Below are 22824 nucleotides of genomic sequence, written 5' to 3'. Positions count from 1 at the left end.
GAACAGATCTATCCGGTTGGTGGCTGAAGGGTTGCGGCCGGATAGGTTGTGTCAAAGTCCTCCAAAGTCACACTTTTTCATACGCATGACCGGAAATCCCTTTTAAGGTTACGCTACTGCTTCCGCCATATCGGGCGGAGCGAGGGCGTAAGGGGGAATTCCGATGGCGGAAAATATGCACGAGCTTGCTCCGCATCATCTGCCGCCTTTCATACCGGCTGCGGACGGTGGTGATTGGCTTTTTACCGTGATGCTGGTCGTGCTGATTTTCGGCGGGATCCTTGTCGGGGTGTTCTATCTGCACCTGCATTCGATCCCCGAACGGCTTGCTCACAAACATGGGCGCATGCAGTTCGAGCTTGTTGCGGTCCTCGGCCTTCTGGCTCTTTTCACACACAACAACATCTTCTGGGTTGCAGCGCTTCTGCTCGCCTTCATTCAGCTTCCCGATTTCTGGACACCGCTGGAATCGATGGCCCATTCCCTGAGTCGTCTGGCCGGAACGGGTGGTGTTTCGTCCGAAACCTTGGTCGAGCATGATCTTGAGCAGGAAGAGCAGGAGCTGGAGACCGGCACGAGTGCGTCGGAGGGAGCGCCTCACGAACCACCGTCAACGCCAACCGGTCTTTCCACTGCATCGACAGCCGAACAGGAGAACAAACATGTTTGAGCTCCTGTTCTGTTCCCTTCTCACCATATTGCCCGACTATCTGATCCGCAGATATGTGCAGGGCAAGCGCATCGGCCGGGAAATAACGCTCTATTCGGTCTGGTTCGAGCTGCGCTACGGCATCGTGCTGTGCCTGATGCTGACCGTGTCCCTGATCACGCTGATTTTCTATTTTCATCCAACGGCAACTACGGCGGTTTCGACATTCCGGACAATTCCGATACTGCCGGAAAGTTCCGGCAGGGTCGTCGAAACCTTCGTGCCGCGTGAGCTTGAGGTGGACATCAAGGCAGGTGACCCGATTTTCAAGCTCGACAGCACGCGCCAGGAAGCGGATGTCGTGACCGCGCAACAGCAATTGGTCGAAATCCAGGGAGAGCTTGCGCTGGCCCAGAGCGAACTGGCTGTTGCCAATGCCCAGACCGAGCAGGCGCAGGCAGCACTGAAGCAGGCGCAGGACGAGCTAGACACGAGGCAGGAGCTTTTCACCCGCAATGCCAATGTCGTGAGTGAACGGGACATCGAAAAGCTGCAGAACGCGGTGGATGCGCGAACCGGCGCACTGCGCGCGGCGCAGTCCAATCAGGAACTCATCCAGACCAAGATCACGGTATATCTGCCCGCGCGCCTGAAAAGCGCGGAGGCCAGATTGCACGAGGCGCAAGTGGAGCTGGAGAAGATGACTGTCTACGCCGGCGTGGACGGCACCATGAGCCAGTTCATCCTGCGTCCAGGTGATATCGTCAATCCGATGATGCGGCCTGCAGGCGTGCTAATTCCCACGGATGCACAGCGAGAGCGAATCGTTGCGGGCTTCGGCCAGATCGAGGCCCAGGTTCTCAAGGAAGGAATGGTGGCGGAAGCATTCTGCGGGGCCGTACCTTTCACCATTATTCCGCTGGTCGTGACAGAAGTGCAGTCGCAGATCGCCTCCGGGCAGATAACAACCTCAGGTCAGCTTTTCGATGCCGCTCAAAGTGTGAAACCGGCAACGATCACCACCTTGCTGGAACCGCTTTACGAAGACGGTCTGGCTGACTTGCCGCCGGGCGCAATTTGTACGGTCAACGCCTACACCAGCAATCATGATCGCCTGTCGTCGGGCGAACCGATTGGAACCGGTGAGTTCATCTTCCTGCACGTGGTCGACACGGTCGGTCTCGTCCATGCGATGATCATTCGGCTTCAGGCGCTGCTGTTCCCGATCCAGACGCTGGTGCTGACGGGGCACTAGAACGTAAACATCCCGGCAGGACGGTGGGCAACCGTCCTGCCGGGGTTCGTCTCATTCACTTCTTGTAGCTTACCACTTCAAACTCGATGCCATCGTCATCATCGAAATAGAACCTGCGGCCCGGCTCGTAGTCGCCGTGATTGTGCGTGTGATAGCCATCGGCCTTGATCACTGCTTCGGTTGCGTCGATGTCGTCGACGACGACCGCGATGTGGTTGAGCCCACCGTGGTGGCTGTAGCTGTCTCCGGCAACCTTGCTGGTTGCACCTGGCGGTGAATAGGCCGCCACGTAGCTGGTTTCGTTGCCGATGTGATACGTCGTGCCGCCGCCAAGGCTTGCACCTTTCCAGCGAACCTTCCAGCCGAACCAGCTTTCCAGACGTTTGGCGGTCGCTTCCGGGTCACTGACCGTGACGTTCACATGTTCCAGGAATGCACTGCTCATCTCGGTGTCCTTTCAGGGTTTGACCTTTTGTGGACACCAGACATAATTCCTCAACCATAGTTGAGGTCAAGAGAGGCGAGGCGATATTTTGACGAAGGTTATGAAAGGCACCGATCTTCTAACCATCGGGGATCTTTCCGAGCGGACGGGACTGTCCGTTTCGGCGATCCGGTTTTACGAAGAAAAGGGACTGGTGCACCCAAGCCGGAACGCTGGCGGCCAGCGGCGATTTTTAAGGGCCGACATCAGGCGCCTGTCCTTTGTGCTGGTCGCACAGGAATTCGGGTTCTCGATTGCGGAGATCGCGGCGCAGCTCCAAAGGTTGCCGGAGGGGCGGGCACCGACCAAGGCGGACTGGACCAGGATCAGCAGAGATTTCAGATCTCACCTCGATCGGAAAATCGAGCGGATGACCGCCTTGCGCAACAAGCTCGATGGCTGCATCGGCTGCGGATGCCTGTCGATGAAGACTTGCCAGCTCTACAACGCAGGAGACGCCGCTGCCAGCAAGGGACGTGGGCCCCGCTTTCTTCTTGGCGATCGTCCGGAATTCGCCAGGGACTGACCCCCGGGCGCCGTTGGGAAAGTTGCCGGGACGCCAATAGGCTGTCCCGGCTCCTGATCTCATCTGTTGTCCAGTTGAGCCCTCACGCGTTTCAGACCCAGCGGCGTGATCCGATAAGGGCCGCTGTTCCTGGAGGCGATCAGCCGTTTGTATTTCAGCTTATGGAAAAGCTGTGGTGAGCAGCCACCCCAGAACCAGCCTTCACGGGTGACGGTTTCATGTTTGATGACACGGCCATCCTCATCCTTTTCCAGAAGGATATAGCCGCCTTGAGCCAGCAGGTGGAGGACCCGCTGCTCGGCTTTGGAAATGTCCATTGATTTGAATTTGCCTGAAAGTATGCACAGAGCTTCAGCCACCGCAGCTAATCGCCTGCAGTGCTGATGTGACTGGCCCCGACTGACGTCAGCCGGGGTCTACCGGGACTGTTGCAATCCGCGCATAAAACCTCTCAGTTGGTGAGAAGGCCCTTAGCACACGCTGCCGAACGCGACAACGCGTCGAGGCTCAATGCAGCGGTGAGGCTGGGTGATTTGCAGAGGCTGTTGCAAATCTGCTGCGATCTGGAAACGCAGGATTTCGATTTCCTGGTTCGGCCGGGCGAAAACGCTTCAGCTGTGTTCAGCCGGCCAGTAGCCGTTGTCCGGGTTGCGGGAAACCGCAATGGCCTCGACATCCCGCGAGCCGCAGGAAGCGCAAGTAAGTGTTTCGCTCAAGGACGAGACTTTCTGGTCTCCGGTGAACCGTGAAAAGTTCATGTAACGGAACCGGCCACAGTGATTGCACAATATGGCAAGGCGTCGGTCGGTCTTGAAGAGCGTGTCGACTGTTGGGTCGTCTGTTTCAATAGATGAGAGTAAAGTCATGGCCTTTAAAACTTATTTTAAGGAATGGGAGCTGCCAGAGGCAATGCATGTCAAATACTTGCATTCACAAAAGTAGCACAGAGTTTTGCTGTACAAAACCGTCTAAATTTAGGTGAGCTGAGGGTCATGTCCCGGCGTCATGCCAGGAAAATGAGACTGTTTCATTCAATTACATGGCTTTACGGCCAACTGCTGAGACGAGACTGCAGCAATTTGCCGCCGGACGAATGTCCTTAAACTTGGAAACCGGCTCGCATTTTGTCCCGCACAAGGCTATGAGGAAGCCATGATGACGCTTTCAGAAACCTGGTACGACCTCTTCGGCCTTGCAGGCCTGCTCAACCCGTTTGCGCTGCTGATCGGCGGATATCTGGGGTGGAAGGCCGACCGGCTGCAAAAGCTCTGGATCGCGGGATTTGCGGCGGCAGCGCTGACGCTCATTCTGGATGTGGCGATTGGCGCGCTGCCTGTGCCGCAGCCTTTTGCGCATGACGCCGGTGCGCTGGCTGTCTTTCCATTCCGCTTTGTCGGCGGTTTGATTGCGTCTGCCGTGACCTATTGGCTCAGCCGCCGCGTGAAGCGCGCCTGAGGCCGGTGCTGCCGCGTTTTCAGCTGTCGATCCAGCTGTTGAACAGGGGAGCGTTGGGGCAGTTCGGCAGGGCTTCATCCGCGCCATCGGGATGGCTTTCAAGCCAGGCACGACAGGCTTCGGTCTCACTGCAGTTGATGCATCGATAGGCGGCAGACCTTAAGGCTGCATCTGTGTGCGCACCGGTCGGGACGTGGTTCATCGCGCCGATTGTGTCCAGCATCCTGCCCATCAGTTCCGCGCGCTCGTTGAGGCGATCCATCCAGTTCAAGCCGTTTCTCCTTCCGACGGGACATGTACAGACATCGTCTGCCAGGGCCTTCTGTCTCTTGATGCCGCTCTGGTTTCCGGCACCGGTTATGAAGGACACAATGCAGCAGAAACACCTGCGTTACCTTGATCAGGGTCAACTCTGGGCAAGCATTGCGAAACCAGCCATACTGCAGGTTCATGATTCTGAACCCCTGCCAGGCCGCCTCCTGCAAATCGGAGCGCCGCAACACCTGGAGACGGTGTGATGGTTGAAACGGTAAGCGCCTCGCCGCTGCCCCAGGCAACCGGCAATGGCACAGTAGCTCAGGGGCTTGAGCCGGGAACGGAACTCAAGGCCAAGGTTGAGGCAAACCTGCCGGGTGGTGTGGTGCGCCTTGCAACAGCCGACGCAAAGCTGGAGCTGCGCGTTCCCGCACCGCTTCCTGAAGGCGGCGAGGTTACGGTTACCGTCAGCGGCTCAAAACAGCAGCCTGCGATCCTGATCACTGTGGGCAAGGAGCAGCCGCAGCAGCAACCTTCGGCGCCGGCGACAGCTTCTCAAGGTCAGGCATCCCAAGCCCAACCCTCCCAGGCTCAAGCTCAAGCATCCCAAGTACAGGCGTCAAAGGGCCAGACCGGCCAGGCTCCTGCGCAATCCGAAGCCGGAGCGCCCCTGCAGCCGCAACCTTCAAGGGCAACCGCCTATCCGCGGCCGTCGCCGGTTCTGGCGCATCTGGTTCAGGTTCTTTCTGTCAATACGGCTCCGGTCCAGACTGCCGGCAACGCACAGACCTTGCCGCAAACACCTCTTCCGGGGGCGTCTCCGCCAACCAGCGCTCCACCGGCGGCCGGCGGCGCGCAGCCTCCGGCTTCAGGAAACGTCGCGACCGCTCAGCCTCTTCCGCCGACGGGAGCATCTGGACAAACAATCGCAGGAGCGACACCTCCGTCAGGGGCTTCTCCGCAGAATTCGGCGCCGACGCAGCCTGCTGTCCCGTCCCAGGGTTCCGCACCTGCGCCAAATGGCCCTTCGGGTGGGCCCGTGCAGCCGCAAGTCGCTACCGCGCCACCGGCGGGCACACCATCTTCCGGGATCTCTCAACCGGGACAGCCTGCACCTCCGGCAGGGTCTGCGGCCGGGCAAGTGCCGTCGGGGGGAGGCGTACCTGTTACGGCCGCTCCCGGACAAGGTGCGGCGAGCCTGTCGAACCTGACCGGTGGACAACCGGTTTCGCAGCCGGCAGCAGTTGCCTCAACGGTTACAGGCATGCCCACGCAACCCGGAACATCGGTGAACCAGCCCCTAGCGAACACTTCCGCAATTTCACCTGCCGGTGCTTCTGTTCAGGCACCATCTTCCACGCTTTCAGCAGGCACGATGGCTACGCCAGCATCGCCGCCTTTACAAGGTAACCCGGCAGCTCCAGTCGGGGCTCCTTCAGGAAACGCGCCTGCACCTGCCACAAACGCCCCTGGTGTGCAAAGTGCAGTCCCCGGAACGGCGCCCGGTCAGGTTCCGGCAGGTGCAGGGACCGGAGCGCCGGTATCAAGCACGGTACAGGCAAATCTCCAGTCGGGAGGATCGTCGGGACCAACGCCTGTCCAGGGCTCGCAATTGGCATCAACCGCCGCGGGGGCAGGTGCCAATTCCGCTTCTCCTCCAGCTGCAAACCTGCCTGGCACAGGCTTGCCCAATCAAGCCACAGGGCAGTCAAACGGCGCATTTCAGACAGTTGGAGGACAGCCCGTAGTCCTGACGAGAACGGCGATCCCTCAGACTTATCCTGCATCCGTTGGTGCATCCGTGCCGACTGCGGGAGCCCCGAATCCAACTGCGCAGGCTCCAGCGGTGGGTCAGCAGCCTGCCGATAAGATTGCGGAATTGCTGAAACAACCGCTCAGTGAGCAGCAGGCCGGCCTGGGGAGCCTGTTCGCCCAGATCGGAAGCCTGATGTCCGCGCAGAGCAGCGGGAACGTTTCTTTGCCGGATCCCGTGGTCAAGGCAATGCAGCAGATCCTCGGTTTACGCTTGTCGTCGGCCCAGGCACCGACCGCGCAGGATCTGCAACAGGCAGTAAGATTGTCCGGACAGTTTCGCGAGGCACAATTGTCCCTGCCTTCCGGAGCGCAGCCGCAGGGTCAAGTCGCGCTGCCGGATTTGAAATCCGCCCTTTTGTCGTTCAAGGCACTGCTTCAGCAGTTGGGTGCCCGCTCTGAAATCACCCACCCCGCAGGACAGCCGCCAGCGCCATCCCGGCATGGTGCACCACAAGGCCAGGCGCAACAGACCAGCAGCGGGTTCTGGGCAGGAGCTGCTTCGCAAAATCTGCAGGCACTTCTGAAGGAAACGGATTCGGCCCTGGCGCGCCTGCGGCTGACGCAGCTCAGCAATACGAAACTGTCCAGGGACGATGGACCACGCGCAGCGTCCCGTCCAATGGATCTTGTGGTTGAACTGCCGCTCGCGTTTGGCAATGAAACGGCCGTGATGCAAATGCAGGTCGGTCGCGATGGGGCCGGAAACCAGGACGAGGATGAGGGGGAACCCGCCTGGCGGCTGCGGTTTGCACTCGATCTGACCGCGACAGGACCGCTGGAAGCTGCCATCAGTCTGCGCGGCGGCGGTACCTATGCCAGCTTGTGGGTGGATCGCAAGGAAACCTTCGACAGTCTGAACGCCGTTCGCGAAACCATGGAAGCCGCTTTTGCCGATGCGGGGCTGGATCTTCAGGAACTGCGGCTGATCCGGGGGCTCCCCCCCAGAACAGCGGCCAAATACGGCGCCCTGATCGACAGGCAATCGTGAGACGGAACCGGCAATGAGTGAAAAGGACAAATCCGGGAAGAAGCTTGCGGTCGCACTGCAATATGAGAACGAGGGCGCTCCCGTTGTCACCGCCAAAGGCGCGGGGTCCATGGCTGAACAGATCGAACGTCTTGCGCGGGAAGCTGGCGTGCCGATTGAACAGAACCCGATGATGGCTGAGGCCCTGTCGCAGATTGAGGTCGACCAGGAAATTCCGATCGAGCTTTATCAGGCGGTCGCCGTGCTGATCGGCTTCATCATGCGGACTGGCCAGGCCAAGCACCCGCCGCAGGAATGATGGCGCAAGGCCGAGTGTTGTCGCGCTGACAAAGCAATTGCCACTGTGACCTTCCGTTGCACGCGTGTTGGTCGTGCTTCCTGGCTCTGGAAATGATCAGGCCGGGGGTGGCATTACGCTCGTCCGCGACGGCACGGATGCTTGTTGCAACGCTTCGCAATGCGCGATTGCCAGGCAGACAGACAGGAAAGGCGCGTCCTGCTGTGCGAAAGCTGACGCTTCAGGCAAGGAAAACCTTGCAGCCAGGACAATTCCCGACTAGGTCATCAAACGGCTACAAATTCGCGCCGCAGCATGTCTTTCCAGCTGGTTGACCAGACGCGAAATCAAAACGAACAGGATTTTTGACGACTATGACGATTGTCGACGTACGCACACCCGATCCGAAGAAATTCATCAAGGGCGCGACGGGCGATTGGGAAATCGTGATCGGTATGGAAGTCCATGCCCAGGTCACGTCCGAAGCCAAGCTCTTTTCCGGCGCCTCAACGGAATTCGGCAAGGACCCCAACGATAACGTCAGCCTCGTGGACGCGGCCATGCCGGGCATGCTGCCGGTGATCAACGAGGAATGCGTGCGTCAGGCGATCCGCACCGGCCTCGGTCTCAAGGCCGAGATCAATCTGAAGTCCGTGTTTGACCGCAAGAACTATTTCTATCCGGATTTGCCGCAGGGCTACCAGATCTCCCAGTTCAAGCAGCCGATTGTCGGAGAAGGCAAGATCCTTCTCGACATGCCGGACGAACAGGTCGAGATCGGTGTGGAGCGCCTGCACCTTGAGCAGGACGCCGGCAAGTCTCTGCACGACCAGCATCCGACCATGTCATTCGTTGACTTGAACCGCTCCGGCGTGGCGCTGATGGAAATCGTCTCCAAGCCGGATCTCCGGTCTTCCGACGAAGCAAAAGCCTATCTGACCAAGCTGCGCACGATCCTGCGTTATCTCGGCACCTGCGACGGCAACATGGACCAGGGCTCCATGCGCGCCGACGTCAACGTGTCCGTCCGCCGTCCGGGTGGTGAATTCGGCACCCGCTGCGAGATCAAGAACGTCAACTCGATCCGCTTTGTCGGTCAGGCTATCGAATATGAAGCCCGCCGCCAGGTCGCACTTCTGGAAGACGGCGGCTCTGTCGATCAGGAAACCCGCCTGTTCGATGCTGTGAAGGGCGAAACACGGTCCATGCGGTCCAAGGAAGAAGCGCATGACTACCGCTATTTCCCGGATCCCGACCTGCTGCCGCTGGAGTTCACGCAGGCGTTCGTCGACGAACTGGCACAGCACCTGCCGGAACTGCCGGACGACAAGAAGAACCGCTTCATGGGCGACTATGGCCTCACCGCCTATGACGCCGAGATCCTGATTGCAGAAAAAGCTTCTGCCGATTTCTTCGAGGAAGTCGCCAAGGGCCGCGACGCCAAACTGGCTGCCAACTGGGTGATCAACGAGCTCTTTGGCCGCCTGAACAAGGAAGGCAAGGACCTTTCGACCAGCCCGGTTTCCGCGGCGCAGCTTGGCGGTATCGTCGATCTGATCAAGGACGGCGTCATCTCCGGCAAGATCGCCAAGGACCTGTTCGAGATCGTGTGGACCGAAGGTGGCGACCCGGCGAAGATCGTCGAAGAACGTGGCATGAAGCAGGTGACCGACCTTGGTGCGATTGAAGCCATCGTCGACGAAATCATTGCCGCAAACCCGGACAAGGTTCAGCAGGCAATCGCCAAGCCGGGTCTTCTCGGCTGGTTCGTCGGACAGGTGATGAAACAGTCCCAGGGCAAGGCCAACCCGCAGGCCGTAAGCGACATGCTGAAGCAGAAGATCGGTCTGGAATAAGACCATGAGCGGTGAGGGGACAGCACCGAAAGTCGAGCTGCCCATCACCGGTTCCTGCCATTGCGGGGCGGTGTCTTACGAAATGAAGACACCGCCTCGACACGCCGTTGAATGCAACTGCTCCATCTGCCGCCGGCTGGGCACCATCTGGGGGCATGGCGAAGCTGGCGATATCGAGATCAAGGCGGCACCCGGAGCAACGCTCAGCTACGTCTGGGGCGACAAGGGGCTGGCTTTCCACACCTGCAACACTTGCGGCTGCACCACCCACTGGCAAAGCCTGTCGGCTGAGTTTCCCGATCGGTTGGCAGTTAACCTCCGGCTTGCACCTCCTGGAACCATCGAGGCCATCGGGCTGCGTCACTTCGATGGCGCGGATACCTGGACCTTTCTGGACTGAGGGAACATAGCGTGCTCTGATCGGGCCCAAGCGCTGCTGCGCACGTGATGCCATCCACACCTTGGAGGGGCAATGAACGAGCATCTTGCGAGCCTTTTTCTGGCTCTCGGCATCTTCTCTCTTGGTTTCATCAGCATTGGGCCAAACATCCTCGCCATCATCGGGACGTCGATGGAACGCGGTCGCAAGTCCGGCACCCAGCTCGCGTTGGGTGTAGGCGCAGGCTCCGGTCTATGGGCAACCTTCACGGTTGCCGGACTGACTGCCCTGATTGCCGCTTATGCCCAGGCCGTTACCGTTCTGAAGATTTTCGGGGCGGCCTACCTGTTGTGGTTGGCATTCAAGGCATTCCGTGCGGCTTCAAGGCCAGCCAACGCAATGCATTTGACCGGTGCAAGGGGACCCAATCTGTTCCTGCAGGGGCTGGCTATTCAGATGACCAACCCGAAGGCCGCACTGCATTGGATCGCGATTGTCGGGATAGGCCTGGGAGCTGATACGCCACTGTGGGTCGGTCTGCTGCTGATTGGCCTGAGTACGGCAATTTCCATCATCGGGCACGTCGCCTATGCAGTGACGTTTTCAACCGCACCCGTCATCCGCTTCTATCGGCGCAGTCAGCGCTGGATAAGCGCAACGCTGGGCGTCTTCTTTTCCTTCGCAGCCTACAAACTGGCTACATTCCGGCCTTGAGCGGAAAGACCTCGCTGCCGGCTGCCTCTTTCAAGCTTTCGGGCCAATGTCCACTGAAGCTCAGTGGACATGACTGTTCGGCAGACAACAGGTTTTCGGTGACGTTCTGTTGGTGCGCTTGGTTCAGATCCGGTCTGCGGCCTCTTGGGCAGGTGAGCGAAACCGTTTGGGCAGTGCTGCGAGCAACATCACCGTCGCGACACACGGTATTGCAAACAGAGCTGCAGTTGCGCTCATTGAGGCTACGCCACCCGTTTCAAGCATCCATCCGCCCACGAAGGTACCAAGTGCAATGCCGACATTGGCGGCTGCAATGTTCATGGATGCCGCGAAACTCTTGTGATCAGGCCCTGCCGTCATCACGCGCACCTGCGACAGCACGAAGCCGGCAGCGTGGGCCATGCCCCAGGCAATCAGGACAACTGTCAGAAGCAGGGCGGGAGCAGTCGCCAGAAGGCCGAAGACCAAGGCTCCGCCTGAAACAAGCAATGGAACAACAATGGCGCCGGCCAACGCATGGTCGGCAGTCCTTCCACCGACCCAGTTCCCGGCGAGGCCGGCTGCACCGAAAACCAGCAGCGCGATGGACATCTGGTCTCCTTCAAGTCCGGCGTTGGCCAACAGGCTGGTGAGATACGAATAGCCAGCGAACATTGCCGAGAAAACGCAGACAGACAGAAAAAGCTGACAGAGAAACGATGGACGGCGAAGCAGGGAAAGCGCGCTGGCTGTCTTTGCCTGGAAAGGTGGCAAATGAAGCCTCAGATTGGCGAACAGCAGGACCACTGACAGCAAACCAAGGCCTGCGACAGGGGTTTGCCAGCCAAACCGTTCTGCAAAGAATGTTCCGCAAGACGGCGCCAGGACGACACCGAGCGTAACGCCGATATAAACTTTCGCGACGCCTTTGCCAGCGCCATACACCTGGGAGAGGTGAGAGCTTGCGAAACTGATGTAGACCGGCAATGCCGCTCCCTGAGCGACCCGGAGAGCGGCGGCAAGCTCGAAATTCGGCAATACGATCAATATCAGGTTGGCGGAATTGGGCAGCATCATCCAGCCGAGCACCTTCGCCGGCGATGTATCAGACAGATACGCGGAAAGAAACGGCGCGGCGAGGGCGGAGCCAATGGCAAACCACGTCACCAGCCAGCCGGATTGCGAGGGTGTCATGTCCAGCTGCGCCGACATTGCAGGCGCAAGGCCGATGACGACGAACTCCGTCGCCACCAGCACCAGTGCCGACAGCCCGATCGTCAGGGCTGTGGCTTTGGAAGAACCTCTTGTCATCAGGCGTTGGCACCATTGTCGATCAACCAGTCAGCTCCTGTAACAGACTGTGCAGCGTCCGAGGCGAGAAAAGCGACAACATTGGCAATTTCTTCAGGCTGTGCATAGGCTTGCCGTGCCATGAGGGCCCGTTGCCCGTCGGCAAACGGACCGTCGGCAGGGTTCATGTCCGTATCTGTGGAACCCGGATGCACGGCGTTTACCGTTATCCGCCGGGAGCCGAGGTCACGCGCAAGCGCATGGGTCAATCCGGTGACGCCTGCCTTGGTTGCGCTATAGGCCACCAGTCCGGCCATGGGCGCCTGAGCTGCAAGATTACTGCCGATCGAGATAATCCTGCCTCCGTCCGGCATGTGCGTGACCGCGGCTTTTGATGCAACGAACACAGCACGAAGATTGACCGCCAGGGATGTGTCGAAGTCTTCCAGGGACAGTTGGTCGACCGGGCCAACGAGAAAAACGCCGGCGTTGTTCACCAGGATATCGATCTTTCCGAAGGTGGATGCAGCCTTGTTGATCGCGTCCTGCAGGTCATTTGCCTTGCTGTTGTCGGCGCGAATGGCCAGTGCCTTGCGGCCCGTCTTTTCGATCGCGGCAACGGTACCTGCGGCCGCGTCCTCGTTTGACGCATAACTGATCGCTACATCAGCGCCATTCTCGGCGAGCTTGCGGGCGATTGCTGCGCCGATGCCCCGGCTTCCCCCTGTTACAAAGGCTGTTTTTCCAATCAATGTCATCGTCGATTCCTATTTTGTAGTGATTGATACAAAATTAGATGGACTGCTTGTGTTCAAGGGTCAAGTGATTTATTTATCGATCGATACAGAAAGGGTTTGAATGGCAACGAGAGGCCGTCCGAGAAAATTTGACCGGGAAGAGGCGCTTGAGCGGGCGATGCGTGTTTTCTGGTCGAAGACCTACGAGGGAACATCGCTGAGCGATCTGACATCAGCCATGGGAATTAACACGCCCAGCCTTTACGCTGCCTTCGGCAGCAAGCAGGAGCTTTTCCGCGAAGCCTTGGCTCACTACGTCGAGAACTATCACAACGGTATCTGGACCGGTTTGGACGAAACGCCCTCGATTTTCGATGCTGTCCGGACCTTCCTGACACGCTCTGCAGAAGCCTATTGCATGACCTGTCAACCACCTGGCTGCATGGTCGTACTGGGAGCACAACACAGTTGCACTGAGGACCAGTCCGTTCCGGCGGGCTTGAGCAAGATGCGGAAGAACAATCTTCTCCAACTGCAGGCACGCATCGAGCAGGCAAAGGCGGATGGCGAACTTCCCGGTGACTTCGATACCGCAGCCGCGGCAACGATGCTCTTCTCGATGCAAACCGGAATGTCGGTTCTGGCCCGTGATGGCGTGTGTGAGGAAGCCTTGCTTGCTGCAGCCGACCAATGCGTTGAAGCCTTCAGGGCGATGGCAAAACGGCCCCGATAGCAGCGGTTCAGCGAGCCAGTCGCATCCATAGGGTCAGTATCTATCGGGCAAGCGTTTCAGATTGAACGTCCAGGCATCCCCAGGGTCTTGACGTCGTGATAGCTGCACGATGCACACCACGAACCCGGTGCTTGATCAGTTGTTCCAGGCAGCTCGGTATCTGCGTGACCACCGGTCATACCTGCTTGTCAGGTCGGACTGCCTTGTAATTTTGCCCAATATCGAGGCAAGTGCCTCTGTTGTTCGCGCATCCTTGAAGTTCCGCTGCAGGTTCATGGCGAACGCCTGCAATTCTTTCCTTTGGCACAAGCCTTGCTCTTCCAACTCTGGTTTGAACCATTGGAAGTTTTTGATGAAGCACGGCCTTGTTTCTCTGGTTGGTATCAATGTCCAATCTTAGATTTTTCGAGATCTACCGGAATCCGGAATATTTGTGGCTGCTCGCCAAGGGCGCATTGATCAGCGCTGCGCTGACAATCGGCGGCGGTATCCTAGGGTTTCTCCTCGCCGTGCTGCTGGCGGCAGTCCGCCACTACAGGGTGCCGGTTCTTGCCCAACTGGCGGCAGCCTATGTCGAATTCATCCGCAACACGCCATTGATCGTGCAGATGTTTTTCGTCGCCTTCGGTTTACCGCTGCTTCTTGGGTACCAATGGCCCTTCTGGGCCCATGCGCTGCTGGCACTCTCCATCAATTTTTCCGCCTATTTTGCGGAGATCCTGCGCGCGGGCCTGGCGTCCCTCGGTGCAGGGCAAACAGAAGCCGCCGATGCGCTCGGTCTGCCGCGCTGGCTCAGCTTCGTGAAGGTATGCCTGCCGCAGGCCGTTGCCGCCATGTATCCTTCGCTCAACAGCCAGTTCATCTTCCTGTTCCTGACGACCGGCATCATTTCGGAAATCGGCGTGACGGACCTGACATGGGCAGGTCTTTTCATCGACAGCCGGAATTTTCGTTCGTTCGAGATCTTCTTCACCCTGACGGTGATCTACCTGTTGATGTCGCTGGGGTTCAAAACCCTCCTGGCGCTGCTGCATGACCGGTTGTTCAAATGGAAGGTGGTTCGATGAAAGACGCCTTCGTCGCCATCCTTGGCAAACCTTTCGGCATCGTCCTGTTCCAGCTTCTGGAAGCCACCCAATACACGATCTATCTGTCTCTGATCGCTTTCATCGGTGGGGGCTTGATCGGCGCATGCGTAACCGCTTCGCGGGTCTCGCCGGTCAAGATATTGCGGAAGGTCTTCACGGCCTACACCTGGCTGTTCCAGTCAGTGCCCTTGCTGATGCTGCTGTTTCTGCTCGGGCTGGGTATTCCGCATCTTTTCGAAATCCAGATTGACCCGTGGCGAGCGGCCGGCATTGCCCTGACGCTTTATACAAGCGCCTATCTGGCCGAAGTCTGGCGCGGGGCACTGACGGCCATACCGGCAGGCCAGCATGAAGGCGGCAAGGCGCTGGGCATGACCTTCGCCCAGATCATGTTCCTGATCATTCTGCCACAGGCGTTTCGCCTGGCCATTGCGCCCACGGTCGGCTTCATGGTGCAGATCATCAAGGGCACGTCGCTTGCCTATATCATCGGCTTTCACGACCTGATGACGGTCGGCAAGCGCTGGGCGAATGCGCCCGTGCCGGGCACCCAACCCTTCGTCATCTATCCGCTGATGGCGATGATCTATTTTTCTCTTTGTTTTCCGTTGTCTGTGTGGTCGCGGCGCCTTGAAAAGCGCCTCGGATCCACATCGTCCAAGGGCGGGGCTGCCGCCGCCGCCTGACAAATCGCGCTTCAAGAACAACCGAAGGAGGGTCGCGTAATGTTGAAAAAAATTCTGGGGCTGACAGGCTTGGCAGTGTCTGCTGCATTGATGATTGCAAGTCCTGCATCTGCAGAGCTGAAGGACATTCTGGAAGCCGGCAAGATCAAGATTGCTACACCGGAGAATTTTCCGCCGTTTGGCTCGCTGGGCAGTGAAGGCGAATATGAAGGCTACGATATCGACGTCGCAAAGATGATCGCGGAAGACCTTGGCGTCGAACTGGAGCTGGTGCCCGTCACGTCCAAGCAGCGCATTCCGTTTCTGGAAACCGACAAGGCCGATCTCGTGATTGCAACGCTCGGTGCCAATCCGGAACGCGCAAAGTCGATCTGGTTCTCTCACGCCTATGCTCCGTTCTTTTCCGGAGCCTTTGCCAAGCCTGACGTGGCCGTGTCCACCATTGCGGATTTTTCCGGCAAGAAAATCGCCGTGACCAGCGGCACGCTTGAAGATCTGGCAATCACGGCGGATGCACCGGAAGATGCGGAGATCATCAGGTTTGGCGACAACGCGGCCACCATTGCGGCTTATGTTTCCGGCCAGGCCGACGTTATTGTGACCGGCAACATGGTGGCTTTGGGCATTTCCAATGACAACCCGGACTTCAATCTGGAAAACAAGTTCATCATCGCCAACTCGCCGTCTTTCATCGGTGTGAAGACGGGCAACATCGACCTTTTGCAATGGGTCAACGTTTTCGTTCTGCACAAGAAGCTGAACGGCAAGCTGGGCGAGCTGTCAGAGAAGTGGCTGAAGACGCCGCTACCGCCTTTGCCGGCACTTTAAAACCTGTCGGCTGAATGCTTGAAGCGCGCGGCGTCGAGCCGCGCGTTTTTTGTTTTCGCGAGAGAAAATGCGAGGTTACAGACTTCTGAAAATCTAGTATCCCCCTGCCATGATGTTTCGCAGTTCGACCGCCGGTACAGGGCCGGCTCCGTTTTATGCCACGCCCCTCGGGGTCTGGGGCGTCGTTGCCCTTTGGGGGCTCACGCATATCCTGCTGAGGGCGTTGAACACGCCCGTCCTTGGTACGGACGATATGTTCGAGAACGTTCTGGTGCAGACACTGGAGCCCGGTTACATGCTGCGTCAGCCGCCACTTTACGAGTGGCTGCTCTGGTCTGCGCAGCGAATGTTCGGCCCTACAATCTGGGCAGCGCTTTTCGTCAAATACACCCTGATCTCGATTGCCGCGCTGTTTCTGTTCCGGATCGCACGCAAGGCCATTCACGACACGCGTCTTGCAGCCCTGTGTGTCTTTTCCTATTCGCTCTTCTACCAGTTCGGCTGGAACCTTCATGAAGGCGTCACCCACACGGTGGTGTTGACTGCAGCCTGTGCCATGAGCGCCTTCTTCTTCCTGAAGGCGCTGGAGACACAGCGGCTCGGCTACTACGTGCTGTTTGGCATGGCGGCCGGGGCCGGACTGCTGGGCAAGCATTCCTACCCGATTTTTGTACTTGCCCTGATCCTCGCGGCGGCCAGCGACCCGGCATGGCGCACCCGGTTGCGCCTTGTCGGCCTGGTGCTGGTGCCTTTCGCGGCGGCACTGATCTACAGCCCCTATGCCTATTGGATCTTCAGCGAAGGGCTGCAGCTGCTGGCATCTGTCTCCGACACCATGGGCGTCAGTGCTGAGACATCGCATCTGATGCGCGCAGGCGAGGGGCTCGGGAAACTTGCCTTCGGACTTGTCGGTTTCTCGGTTCCGCTGGTCCCGCTGCTGCTCCTGCTGTTCTGGCCGCGCTATCTTGGCCGCAAAAAGCCCGCAATACCTGCCGTGAGTGACGCAGCGCGCCTGTGCGGGCGCACGGTTCTCCTGATGATCCTGCTGACGGCGTTGATGATTGCGATCACCGGTGCGACCTACGTCAAGGAACGGCACATGCATCCGCTGCTTCTGCTGCTGCCGGTGTGGCTGTTCGCTGACCTGGAACGCTTCGGATTTGAAAGGCAATGGCGCTGGCTGACGGCCGTTGTTCTGGCAGTTGTCGCGGTCGCCTTTCTCGCCCGGGTGCCCGGGTTGGTTGCGCCGGACAAGACATGGTGCGGTGGCAAGTGCCGGCACATGAAGCCTTACGCGGACCTGAAGGCACCGCTGGCTGACCTGGGAGCAGCAGACGCCACACTGATTGCCGATGATGGCTATACCGGCGGTAATCTGAGGGTCTTGTTTCCCGATGCCCGGCTGGTGACCAAGGCCATTCCGGCCAGAACGCCGCCGCGACAAAGCTGCTTCTTCATCTGGGAAGAGGGTGACAAGGAGCCGGACACGTCTGCAATGGAGCGCTTCAGTCAGGTCGCCTTCTGGGATGCCGCCGAAGCGCTTGAGGCAACGTATCTCACCGGCGCTTGGCCGCATTTGTGGAAGGCGCCCGGCTGGCGGACAAGCTGGTGGGGCGTAGCAAAACTCCCGCCCGAGAGCCCCATCTGCCGCTGACCGTAATCTTTCCTGACCAAAGGCGCGAACCGAAGATGCCGGACACAATTGCCTCGACCGTTTCCATCGTAAAAGCCCGCCTGGAGCACCTTCGCGAGATCGTTGCCATCATCAATGCTGGGGCGACCAGTGTTCGCAAGGACAGGGAATTTGCCGACTGGCAGGACTACCGCCCGGCATTTGACGCGCTTGTCGCCGCACCCGAGTGCGATATCTACGTCGCGCTTGCCGAAAGCGGAGAAGTGGTCGGTACGTTCCAGATCCATTTCATGAAGGGGCTCGCCTTCCAGGGGCGCCCGAGGGTTGAACTGGAAAGCGTTCACGTGCGGGCGGACCAGCGCGGCACCGGTGTCGGGCGGCTGATGATGGCACGGGCTGAAGACCTGGCACGGCAGGGCAACGCCTGCATGGTGCAGCTGACGTCGAACAAGGAACGCGAAGGCTCACATCACTTTTACAAGCGGCTTGGCTACGACCAGAGCCATCACGGCTACAAGAAGATGTTCGTCTAAGCCATCATTGATCAGTTGGTGTCTGGCGCGCTGTGCCTTGATGGAACCGTAACTGCCAGGCTCCGTCTCGTCTGCTCCAGATCGAACTGCGGTTTGCTCTTTCAACGTTACCAAGCTCACGCCTGACTTCACTGACATAGGTCACGAGAACCGAATTCGTGTCGATCACGGTGAACTTGAGGCAGGGCAGGGGCAGGCGTACGTCGATAGGCCGTGCGGCACTCGCGGGCAGGATCAGGTCTTCACGCGGATAGATACGGCCGGATCGGCCGAACTCAAAAAAGTCATCCGCAAAGATCTGGTCCATCAGGACGGGGTCGTAACGCGATTCCGCTCGCCACAGGCTTTCTTCCAGTTTGGTGAGCGTTTCGATATCGTCGGGCGTGAGGCACGTGTCAGACATGGATCCGGGCTGAACTGGTAAACCGGCGATGTCAGTCGACCCGTCGCCAGGTTTCCTTTTCGCAGACATTGAAAACGACGCGGACGCAGCCCTGTACTTCCAGGGCGGAGGCGTTCTTCGGGCGCAGAGTGGCATCCGCGCTGAAGCCGCGACGCGGATCATAGACCCGGCCTTTCCAACCATCTTTCTGTGGTGCCATGCGCCAGAGCACGGTCAGGCCGAGCACCTTCCGTTTGCGCTTGCTTTCGTCCTTGTTGTTGAGATCCGGCGTGTTTTCCATGGAATAGCCTTTGGGGGCCGGAAACCGGACAATCTTGCCACAGGGCACCTTGCCGCATTTTTGTATCTGGATGACGGCACCTGCCGGTGTCAGCCATTTGCCGTTGATGTCCGGGGCTGCAAGAGCTTCGCCACCTGTGCCTGCAAGCAGGAGAGCGAACAGACCGGCTTTCGATAACAGTCTGGAAGTCGGAAACGCAGAAACAAAGAAAGAAACAGGAACCACGATTATCCCCCGTCGCAATGCTGGTGACGACTGCGCCACAATCTCTGACCGGCAATTGCGACGGAGGAAAGGCCAAATCGACAGGATCTGGCGATTTCGGACTTTGTTCAGCCGTTTATTGTTCCCGTTTCCAGGTTTCGCCCTTACAGATGAGGCCACCCATCACGCAGCCCTCCAGTTTCAACGCATTGGCGGACGTCAGCTCGATGAAGCCGGTATAGGTCTTGCCGTCCTCGGCGTTATAGACCTTGCCCTTCCACTGGTTTTCCTTGTCGGTGGGTTTCATGGCCTGAACGATCTGTACTCCCAGCAGCGGGCGGTCCCGCTTGGCTGCGTCCGGGTTCCTGATGTCGTTTCGCGGCTCCCGCAGCCATATCAGCTTGCCGCACAAGGAGCTGCCGCAGGAGCTTATCCGGATCTTGGATGCCCCGTTCGGGCGGACCCAGTCTCCCTTGGCATCGCCTGCGAAAGACATTGTTGCGGATGTGGTGATGAGAGCGCCCGCAAGCAGTGCGGACGACAGAATGGTTTTCAGCATAAGTTCCTCCCAAAGCGGAATGCCTTCCGTTTACGGAAAGGGAATGTATAGCTCGGGAAACGTGCTGAAAAGCCGTCACCCAACGTCAGGTCGTCCGAAAATCCTCCTGAACGCCGAAGGGAGGCAAAGTCTGGTTTTCTGAAAGGAAGGGAACGAAATAAAACCGGACAAAGAATTGTGGAAACGAATCCATGGTGAACAGAAGGTTGATGGGCCTTGTCAAATTTTCGGAGAATGTGACTGACTAAAAAGGGAAAATCGCAACCATATACTTACCGCAATATGAATTTCAGACTTATTTAAAATTTTGTTCGCATTACGTTAAACCTGTCTTTTAACGCCCCTTTTAACTGCTGCTGATGAAGTAGACCTCAAGAAACAACGGGGAAAGCTTCACGAAAGCTTGTGTTTCTTAGATCGGTCCTTGCCAAGCCATTGTGTTCAGCAAAGTGACCGGTTGGCAGTAGGGAACCGGGACGGTGGATCCAGAAGGATCGGAGCTGTTCCGCAGAAGTCAGACAGACGAAAGGGGAGCGTTATGGCTCGTTTTGAAATGCACTCGGCCGATATGGCCATCATGGGCGAAAAGCCGGTTACCGCGGACATCCTGTTCCAGATGGGTCTGGATAGCGCTTGCGGCCGTCACGGAATGACCGATCTGATCACAGCGCACAAGTGGTTCAACATTGCCGCCCTCAAAGGCAACAAGGACGCAGCGCGCTACCGCAAGGAAATTTCCGGTGAAATGTCCACTTCCGAAATCGCCGAAGCTCAGCGATCGGCTCGTGAATGGCTGTCGATGCATTGAACCGGATCAAGGCTGCCGGCCGAACGGCACCTGAACCGGTATCCACAACCTGACGCGGCAGCACAGTTTTCTGCCGCGTCCAGTTTCCGGCCCCTTGCCGGGACCGCTCCAGTCAATGGATCGGCGCCAGACCGTACTCATCCCAGATCGAGCGGTCGATTGGTGCACCAAGGGCATATTCGAACCCGCTGACGATCTTGCCGCTGGCGTCCAGCCGGCATCGATAGGCGATCTCGTACCAGACCCGGTTGCTTCTGAGGGCTCCGGCGGGCACGACAATCATATCTTCCTTCTGAAATGAATTGCGGAAAGCATGTGGCGCAAGCCGTGTCGGCTTGAACCCCGGCCGCGCATGGCGAACCTGCTCCATTGCCTCCAGCGCGCAAATCTGTTCGCGTCCATCTTCACTGGTCAAGGTTGGCAGAAACTCGCGTGCCTGTGCGGAGCGTGGGTCGTTCAGGACATCATTGGCAAAATAGGCATTTGCAGTAACCCATTCCTGCTCGGGCCTGGTCCTCGAAGAAGTTGGGGCCGTGGGCGCAGGCAACGTGGCATTCGAAGAAGGCACCGGTTCCGAAGACACGTTCGAACCTGACAACGGATCAGCAGTGGATTGCGGGGAGACTGCCGCAGTTTGCGATTGGCTCTCGTCGGTTTCTTTCAGCGCGGTTTCCGGCAGACTTGGCGGCAGGTATTCGGGAATGATCTCAACGGAGACAGGCTCGGGCGGCTCTGGCAGGACACTCCGCCACAGCGCCGCATCGCTCAACACCGCATAGAGCGCAAGGTGCAGCCAGAGCGCACAGATCCACGGAAACCTTTCCGCGACAAACCGTGTCAGATGCGTCGGAGGGGCGAGCTCGGCTATGGCATTTCTCCGATACCCGGCCAAGTTGAAGAGTGTCCATCGCACCAGAGGACTGCGGCTGAATTATGAAGGGGAAGGCGGGAACTGCGTCTGTTCCTACGGAGGGCGGCAGGCCAGGCAATTATCATGCGAGAAGGGTTTGAGACTTTCAGGTCGCGCGATAAACCGCCACTGGAAAAACGTTCCCTAACCCAACAGCCTGGCAGAAGCCCTGGGCAGAAGCCTGGTCAGTTTCTTCCGGGTGCGATTTTTCCGTTTCGACATCTTTCCGCGCATTATGTCCAGTGGCGAAACAGCCCTGGCTCGTCTGAGCGCCGCAGTCCACTCGTCCGTCCATGCATTGAACTGTTCGGGGTAGCGATCGTCACGCATCGGGACGATTTCGAATGTCGTTCTTGCAGACCGGTTGCACGAGCAGGTGCGCCGCAAATTTTCCCTGAGGGCGTGATTGTCAAAACAGGTCGCGGGTATTGCAAGGAGACTGACCAGAGAAAATGTTTTGTCTGGATGCAGACGCGCCATCATCTCCTCAAAAAGGGTTGTTTCGCTTTTCAGATGCGAAACTTCTGCATGAAAGTCGTTTATCGAATTTTCTTCCGCCACTGCCGCGTTGCGATAGTAAATGAAGGTCGTTTTTTCGCCGGTGTCTTTGATGAGTTTTCTGAACCTGTCAATCCGAACCCTGTAGTCCGCCAATACGTCACTGTTGTCGTGTGGATTGGAGTGCAGATGCGCGATTTTCGGGTAGTTCTTGAAAATGAGGAACTTCTCAACCGGATTTATTTGATGCGAGGCGTAAGTATAGTCGTGCTTGCTGGTCAGGCCCTTGAAGTCTGTCGCGATAATTTTCGAGACGTAGTCCAGGCCCGCATCAAGGTTCCAGAGCCAGTCGAAGGGGTATTGCTCATGCCTCAGGCCCAGCTTCTTGAGGTTTGTCGCAGCGTCACACCCGCCACCCAGCGAAACAAAAACGTTTTTCAAGTATCACCCAAATTCAAATTCATTGATGAAAGAGGGTCGTTTTGCCGGTGGCGCGCCAAAAGTCAACTCTAAGATGTGACGGTGGCCGGGTGGGGAGGAAAATAGCGAAACCTGGCGAGCGAATTGCCAACCCGACCTGCGACGGGTGGAAAGAGGCGGTTCATTTTCAAACGAACGAAGCGTCAGGTTCCGTGATTTGTGAAGACGATGCCGGATTTCAGCGTTCGATGCCTGTCTTCACCTTCCAGAAGTTGCGAGGCCAAGCGCGGTGGAAAAAGTGACAAGGCGTAAAAAACGCCTTGAACTGTGAGGCTTTTATTCGTACACGGGCGTTACCGGAGAGGTGGCCGAGTGGTCGAAGGCGCTCCCCTGCTAAGGGAGTAGACGGGCAACCGTCTCGAGGGTTCGAATCCCTTCCTCTCCGCCACTTTCCTTCTTCCCACCTTCGTAGTCCTATTTCGCTGCGCTGCAGGTAATCCAGTCTGTATGCTGGTGTGTCGCAAACATTGTTTTGCGAGAGTGTGTTGTTGCAGGCGGAAACACTGTTGCCGCAACTTTGCG

General features: G+C 58.2%; 27 protein-coding genes and 1 tRNA gene. 17 read left to right on the top strand and 11 right to left on the bottom strand.

Features of this window, described 5'->3' with window-relative positions; all coding sequences use genetic code 11:
- The first annotated feature begins 163 nt into the window (after nucleotides 1–163).
- Both FIV03_RS25150 and FIV03_RS25145 read left to right on the top strand, forming a co-directional pair.
- Nucleotides 164–670, top strand: a complete 507-nt coding sequence (locus FIV03_RS25150) for a hypothetical protein (RefSeq protein WP_152511395.1) — start codon at nucleotides 164–166, stop codon at nucleotides 668–670.
- On the top strand, nucleotides 663–1904 hold the full coding sequence (locus tag FIV03_RS25145) for an HlyD family secretion protein (RefSeq protein ID WP_075282026.1): 1242 nt from the start codon (nucleotides 663–665) through the stop codon (nucleotides 1902–1904). The genes FIV03_RS25150 and FIV03_RS25145 overlap by 8 nt, the downstream gene beginning before the upstream one ends.
- Before the next feature lie 55 nt (nucleotides 1905–1959).
- Here the strand turns inward: FIV03_RS25145 and FIV03_RS25140 are convergent, their stop codons facing one another.
- Entirely contained in the window at nucleotides 1960–2349 is a 390-nt protein-coding gene (locus tag FIV03_RS25140; protein ID WP_152511394.1) for a VOC family protein, read from the bottom strand.
- Nucleotides 2350–2449: 100 nt separating this feature from the next.
- Here FIV03_RS25140 and soxR point away from each other — a divergent pair, with 100 nt between their 5' ends.
- Entirely contained in the window at nucleotides 2450–2914 is a 465-nt protein-coding gene (soxR, locus tag FIV03_RS25135; RefSeq protein ID WP_152512072.1) for a redox-sensitive transcriptional activator SoxR, read from the top strand.
- Nucleotides 2915–2973: 59 nt separating this feature from the next.
- On the opposite strand, the gene FIV03_RS25130 is transcribed toward soxR, so the two are convergent.
- Nucleotides 2974–3231 (bottom strand): YjhX family toxin, encoded by a 258-nt coding sequence (locus tag FIV03_RS25130; protein WP_022997776.1) that lies wholly within the window; start codon nucleotides 3229–3231, stop codon nucleotides 2974–2976.
- A gap of 835 nt (nucleotides 3232–4066) precedes the next feature.
- On the opposite strand from FIV03_RS25130, the gene FIV03_RS25125 reads away from it, so the two are divergent.
- A complete protein-coding gene (locus FIV03_RS25125; RefSeq protein WP_022997774.1) occupies nucleotides 4067–4369 on the top strand; it encodes a hypothetical protein in 303 nt (100 codons plus the stop codon).
- A 19-nt stretch (nucleotides 4370–4388) separates the two neighbouring features.
- Here FIV03_RS25125 and FIV03_RS25120 read toward each other — a convergent pair whose 3' ends face one another.
- Together FIV03_RS25120 and FIV03_RS31685 are read right to left on the bottom strand one after the other, a co-directional pair.
- Nucleotides 4389–4631: a DUF6455 family protein gene (locus FIV03_RS25120; RefSeq protein WP_152512071.1), complete on the bottom strand. Its 243-nt coding sequence runs from the start codon at nucleotides 4629–4631 to the stop codon at nucleotides 4389–4391.
- A gap of 1499 nt (nucleotides 4632–6130) precedes the next feature.
- Entirely contained in the window at nucleotides 6131–6268 is a 138-nt protein-coding gene (locus FIV03_RS31685) for a hypothetical protein (RefSeq protein ID WP_173013940.1), read from the bottom strand.
- A 235-nt stretch (nucleotides 6269–6503) separates the two neighbouring features.
- Here FIV03_RS31685 and FIV03_RS31680 point away from each other — a divergent pair, with 235 nt between their 5' ends.
- The 5 genes from FIV03_RS31680 (at nucleotide 6504) to FIV03_RS25095 (ending at nucleotide 10653) form a co-directional block, all read left to right on the top strand.
- A complete protein-coding gene (locus FIV03_RS31680; protein WP_173013939.1) occupies nucleotides 6504–7427 on the top strand; it encodes a flagellar hook-length control protein FliK in 924 nt (307 codons plus the stop codon).
- A gap of 13 nt (nucleotides 7428–7440) precedes the next feature.
- A complete protein-coding gene (locus tag FIV03_RS25110; RefSeq protein ID WP_022997768.1) occupies nucleotides 7441–7725 on the top strand; it encodes an EscU/YscU/HrcU family type III secretion system export apparatus switch protein in 285 nt (94 codons plus the stop codon).
- A 353-nt stretch (nucleotides 7726–8078) separates the two neighbouring features.
- Nucleotides 8079–9560 carry an Asp-tRNA(Asn)/Glu-tRNA(Gln) amidotransferase subunit GatB gene (gene gatB, locus FIV03_RS25105; RefSeq protein ID WP_022997767.1) on the top strand — a complete coding sequence of 494 codons (1482 nt, stop codon included), beginning with the start codon at nucleotides 8079–8081 and terminating at the stop codon, nucleotides 9558–9560.
- Between the two features lie 4 nt (nucleotides 9561–9564).
- Nucleotides 9565–9960: a GFA family protein gene (locus FIV03_RS25100; RefSeq protein WP_152511392.1), complete on the top strand. Its 396-nt coding sequence runs from the start codon at nucleotides 9565–9567 to the stop codon at nucleotides 9958–9960.
- Between the two features lie 72 nt (nucleotides 9961–10032).
- The gene (locus FIV03_RS25095; RefSeq protein WP_152511391.1) at nucleotides 10033–10653 is read left to right on the top strand and encodes a LysE family translocator; all 621 of its coding nucleotides are present in this window, start codon (nucleotides 10033–10035) and stop codon (nucleotides 10651–10653) included.
- 123 nt (nucleotides 10654–10776) lie between these two features.
- Here the strand turns inward: FIV03_RS25095 and FIV03_RS25090 are convergent, their stop codons facing one another.
- Nucleotides 10777–11943 carry an MFS transporter gene (locus tag FIV03_RS25090; RefSeq protein WP_152511390.1) on the bottom strand — a complete coding sequence of 389 codons (1167 nt, stop codon included), beginning with the start codon at nucleotides 11941–11943 and terminating at the stop codon, nucleotides 10777–10779.
- Nucleotides 11943–12680, bottom strand: a complete 738-nt coding sequence (locus tag FIV03_RS25085; protein ID WP_152511389.1) for an SDR family oxidoreductase — start codon at nucleotides 12678–12680, stop codon at nucleotides 11943–11945. Before FIV03_RS25085 ends, FIV03_RS25090 begins: the two co-directional genes overlap by 1 nt.
- Before the next feature lie 100 nt (nucleotides 12681–12780).
- Between FIV03_RS25085 and FIV03_RS25080 the strand changes: the two genes are divergently transcribed.
- From FIV03_RS25080 to FIV03_RS25055, 6 genes are all read left to right on the top strand, one after another.
- Entirely contained in the window at nucleotides 12781–13392 is a 612-nt protein-coding gene (locus tag FIV03_RS25080; RefSeq protein WP_152511388.1) for a TetR/AcrR family transcriptional regulator, read from the top strand.
- 386 nt (nucleotides 13393–13778) lie between these two features.
- Complete coding sequence (locus tag FIV03_RS25075) at nucleotides 13779–14459, top strand: amino acid ABC transporter permease (RefSeq protein ID WP_062489369.1); 681 nt, start codon at nucleotides 13779–13781, stop codon at nucleotides 14457–14459.
- On the top strand, nucleotides 14456–15166 hold the full coding sequence (locus tag FIV03_RS25070) for an amino acid ABC transporter permease (protein WP_173013938.1): 711 nt from the start codon (nucleotides 14456–14458) through the stop codon (nucleotides 15164–15166). The genes FIV03_RS25075 and FIV03_RS25070 overlap by 4 nt, the downstream gene beginning before the upstream one ends.
- Nucleotides 15167–15205: 39 nt before the next feature.
- Nucleotides 15206–15994 carry a transporter substrate-binding domain-containing protein gene (locus FIV03_RS25065; RefSeq protein ID WP_022997759.1) on the top strand — a complete coding sequence of 263 codons (789 nt, stop codon included), beginning with the start codon at nucleotides 15206–15208 and terminating at the stop codon, nucleotides 15992–15994.
- A gap of 109 nt (nucleotides 15995–16103) precedes the next feature.
- Nucleotides 16104–17648 (top strand): glycosyltransferase family 39 protein, encoded by a 1545-nt coding sequence (locus FIV03_RS25060; RefSeq protein WP_152511386.1) that lies wholly within the window; start codon nucleotides 16104–16106, stop codon nucleotides 17646–17648.
- A 35-nt stretch (nucleotides 17649–17683) separates the two neighbouring features.
- Nucleotides 17684–18160, top strand: coding sequence for a GNAT family N-acetyltransferase (locus tag FIV03_RS25055; RefSeq protein WP_152511385.1), 477 nt, complete (start codon nucleotides 17684–17686; stop codon nucleotides 18158–18160).
- A gap of 4 nt (nucleotides 18161–18164) precedes the next feature.
- Here the strand turns inward: FIV03_RS25055 and FIV03_RS25050 are convergent, their stop codons facing one another.
- The 3 genes from FIV03_RS25050 to FIV03_RS25040 form a co-directional block, all read right to left on the bottom strand.
- Nucleotides 18165–18563: a nuclear transport factor 2 family protein gene (locus FIV03_RS25050; RefSeq protein WP_173013937.1), complete on the bottom strand. Its 399-nt coding sequence runs from the start codon at nucleotides 18561–18563 to the stop codon at nucleotides 18165–18167.
- A gap of 31 nt (nucleotides 18564–18594) precedes the next feature.
- Nucleotides 18595–19068 carry a DUF2147 domain-containing protein gene (locus FIV03_RS25045; protein WP_152511383.1) on the bottom strand — a complete coding sequence of 158 codons (474 nt, stop codon included), beginning with the start codon at nucleotides 19066–19068 and terminating at the stop codon, nucleotides 18595–18597.
- A gap of 115 nt (nucleotides 19069–19183) precedes the next feature.
- On the bottom strand, nucleotides 19184–19606 hold the full coding sequence (locus FIV03_RS25040) for a DUF2147 domain-containing protein (RefSeq protein ID WP_152511382.1): 423 nt from the start codon (nucleotides 19604–19606) through the stop codon (nucleotides 19184–19186).
- Between the two features lie 538 nt (nucleotides 19607–20144).
- Here FIV03_RS25040 and FIV03_RS25035 point away from each other — a divergent pair.
- Nucleotides 20145–20414: a hypothetical protein gene (locus tag FIV03_RS25035; RefSeq protein ID WP_022997753.1), complete on the top strand. Its 270-nt coding sequence runs from the start codon at nucleotides 20145–20147 to the stop codon at nucleotides 20412–20414.
- A gap of 112 nt (nucleotides 20415–20526) precedes the next feature.
- Here the strand turns inward: FIV03_RS25035 and FIV03_RS25030 are convergent, their stop codons facing one another.
- Together FIV03_RS25030 and FIV03_RS25025 are read right to left on the bottom strand one after the other, a co-directional pair.
- Nucleotides 20527–21306 carry a DUF930 domain-containing protein gene (locus FIV03_RS25030; protein ID WP_173013936.1) on the bottom strand — a complete coding sequence of 260 codons (780 nt, stop codon included), beginning with the start codon at nucleotides 21304–21306 and terminating at the stop codon, nucleotides 20527–20529.
- 162 nt (nucleotides 21307–21468) lie between these two features.
- Nucleotides 21469–22263 carry a DUF1796 family putative cysteine peptidase gene (locus tag FIV03_RS25025; protein WP_152511380.1) on the bottom strand — a complete coding sequence of 265 codons (795 nt, stop codon included), beginning with the start codon at nucleotides 22261–22263 and terminating at the stop codon, nucleotides 21469–21471.
- Between the two features lie 337 nt (nucleotides 22264–22600).
- Between FIV03_RS25025 and FIV03_RS25020 the strand changes: the two genes are divergently transcribed.
- A tRNA-Ser gene (locus tag FIV03_RS25020) sits at nucleotides 22601–22690 on the top strand.
- Nucleotides 22691–22824 lie beyond the last annotated feature (134 nt).

Source organism: Labrenzia sp. THAF187b (genome assembly GCF_009363375.1).
In the GTDB taxonomy this organism is placed as follows: Bacteria; Pseudomonadota; Alphaproteobacteria; order Rhizobiales; family Stappiaceae; genus Roseibium; species Roseibium algicola.
The sequence above is the reverse complement of the archived record's forward strand: the minus strand, read 5'-3'. Positions and strand labels throughout refer to the sequence as shown.

What these genes read in the sequence shown, in the direction of transcription:
- FIV03_RS25060 (WP_152511386.1), top strand. Translation starts at nt 16,104, where the DNA reads ATGATGTTTCGCAGTTCGACCGCCGGTACAGGGCCGGCTCCGTTTTAT.
- FIV03_RS25090 (WP_152511390.1), bottom strand. Translation starts at nt 11,943, where the DNA reads ATGACAAGAGGTTCTTCCAAAGCCACAGCCCTGACGATCGGGCTGTCG.
- FIV03_RS25150 (WP_152511395.1), top strand. Translation starts at nt 164, where the DNA reads ATGGCGGAAAATATGCACGAGCTTGCTCCGCATCATCTGCCGCCTTTC.
- FIV03_RS25050 (WP_173013937.1), bottom strand. Translation starts at nt 18,563, where the DNA reads ATGTCTGACACGTGCCTCACGCCCGACGATATCGAAACGCTCACCAAA.
- FIV03_RS25065 (WP_022997759.1), top strand. Translation starts at nt 15,206, where the DNA reads ATGTTGAAAAAAATTCTGGGGCTGACAGGCTTGGCAGTGTCTGCTGCA.
- FIV03_RS25125 (WP_022997774.1), top strand. Translation starts at nt 4,067, where the DNA reads ATGATGACGCTTTCAGAAACCTGGTACGACCTCTTCGGCCTTGCAGGC.
- FIV03_RS25145 (WP_075282026.1), top strand. Translation starts at nt 663, where the DNA reads ATGTTTGAGCTCCTGTTCTGTTCCCTTCTCACCATATTGCCCGACTAT.
- FIV03_RS25080 (WP_152511388.1), top strand. Translation starts at nt 12,781, where the DNA reads ATGGCAACGAGAGGCCGTCCGAGAAAATTTGACCGGGAAGAGGCGCTT.
- FIV03_RS25055 (WP_152511385.1), top strand. Translation starts at nt 17,684, where the DNA reads ATGCCGGACACAATTGCCTCGACCGTTTCCATCGTAAAAGCCCGCCTG.
- FIV03_RS25035 (WP_022997753.1), top strand. Translation starts at nt 20,145, where the DNA reads ATGGCTCGTTTTGAAATGCACTCGGCCGATATGGCCATCATGGGCGAA.
- FIV03_RS25100 (WP_152511392.1), top strand. Translation starts at nt 9,565, where the DNA reads ATGAGCGGTGAGGGGACAGCACCGAAAGTCGAGCTGCCCATCACCGGT.
- FIV03_RS25120 (WP_152512071.1), bottom strand. Translation starts at nt 4,631, where the DNA reads ATGGATCGCCTCAACGAGCGCGCGGAACTGATGGGCAGGATGCTGGAC.
- FIV03_RS25095 (WP_152511391.1), top strand. Translation starts at nt 10,033, where the DNA reads ATGAACGAGCATCTTGCGAGCCTTTTTCTGGCTCTCGGCATCTTCTCT.
- FIV03_RS25110 (WP_022997768.1), top strand. Translation starts at nt 7,441, where the DNA reads ATGAGTGAAAAGGACAAATCCGGGAAGAAGCTTGCGGTCGCACTGCAA.
- gatB (WP_022997767.1), top strand. Translation starts at nt 8,079, where the DNA reads ATGACGATTGTCGACGTACGCACACCCGATCCGAAGAAATTCATCAAG.
- FIV03_RS25040 (WP_152511382.1), bottom strand. Translation starts at nt 19,606, where the DNA reads ATGCTGAAAACCATTCTGTCGTCCGCACTGCTTGCGGGCGCTCTCATC.
- FIV03_RS25130 (WP_022997776.1), bottom strand. Translation starts at nt 3,231, where the DNA reads ATGGACATTTCCAAAGCCGAGCAGCGGGTCCTCCACCTGCTGGCTCAA.
- soxR (WP_152512072.1), top strand. Translation starts at nt 2,450, where the DNA reads ATGAAAGGCACCGATCTTCTAACCATCGGGGATCTTTCCGAGCGGACG.
- FIV03_RS25075 (WP_062489369.1), top strand. Translation starts at nt 13,779, where the DNA reads ATGTCCAATCTTAGATTTTTCGAGATCTACCGGAATCCGGAATATTTG.
- FIV03_RS25085 (WP_152511389.1), bottom strand. Translation starts at nt 12,680, where the DNA reads ATGACATTGATTGGAAAAACAGCCTTTGTAACAGGGGGAAGCCGGGGC.
- FIV03_RS25070 (WP_173013938.1), top strand. Translation starts at nt 14,456, where the DNA reads ATGAAAGACGCCTTCGTCGCCATCCTTGGCAAACCTTTCGGCATCGTC.
- FIV03_RS25140 (WP_152511394.1), bottom strand. Translation starts at nt 2,349, where the DNA reads ATGAGCAGTGCATTCCTGGAACATGTGAACGTCACGGTCAGTGACCCG.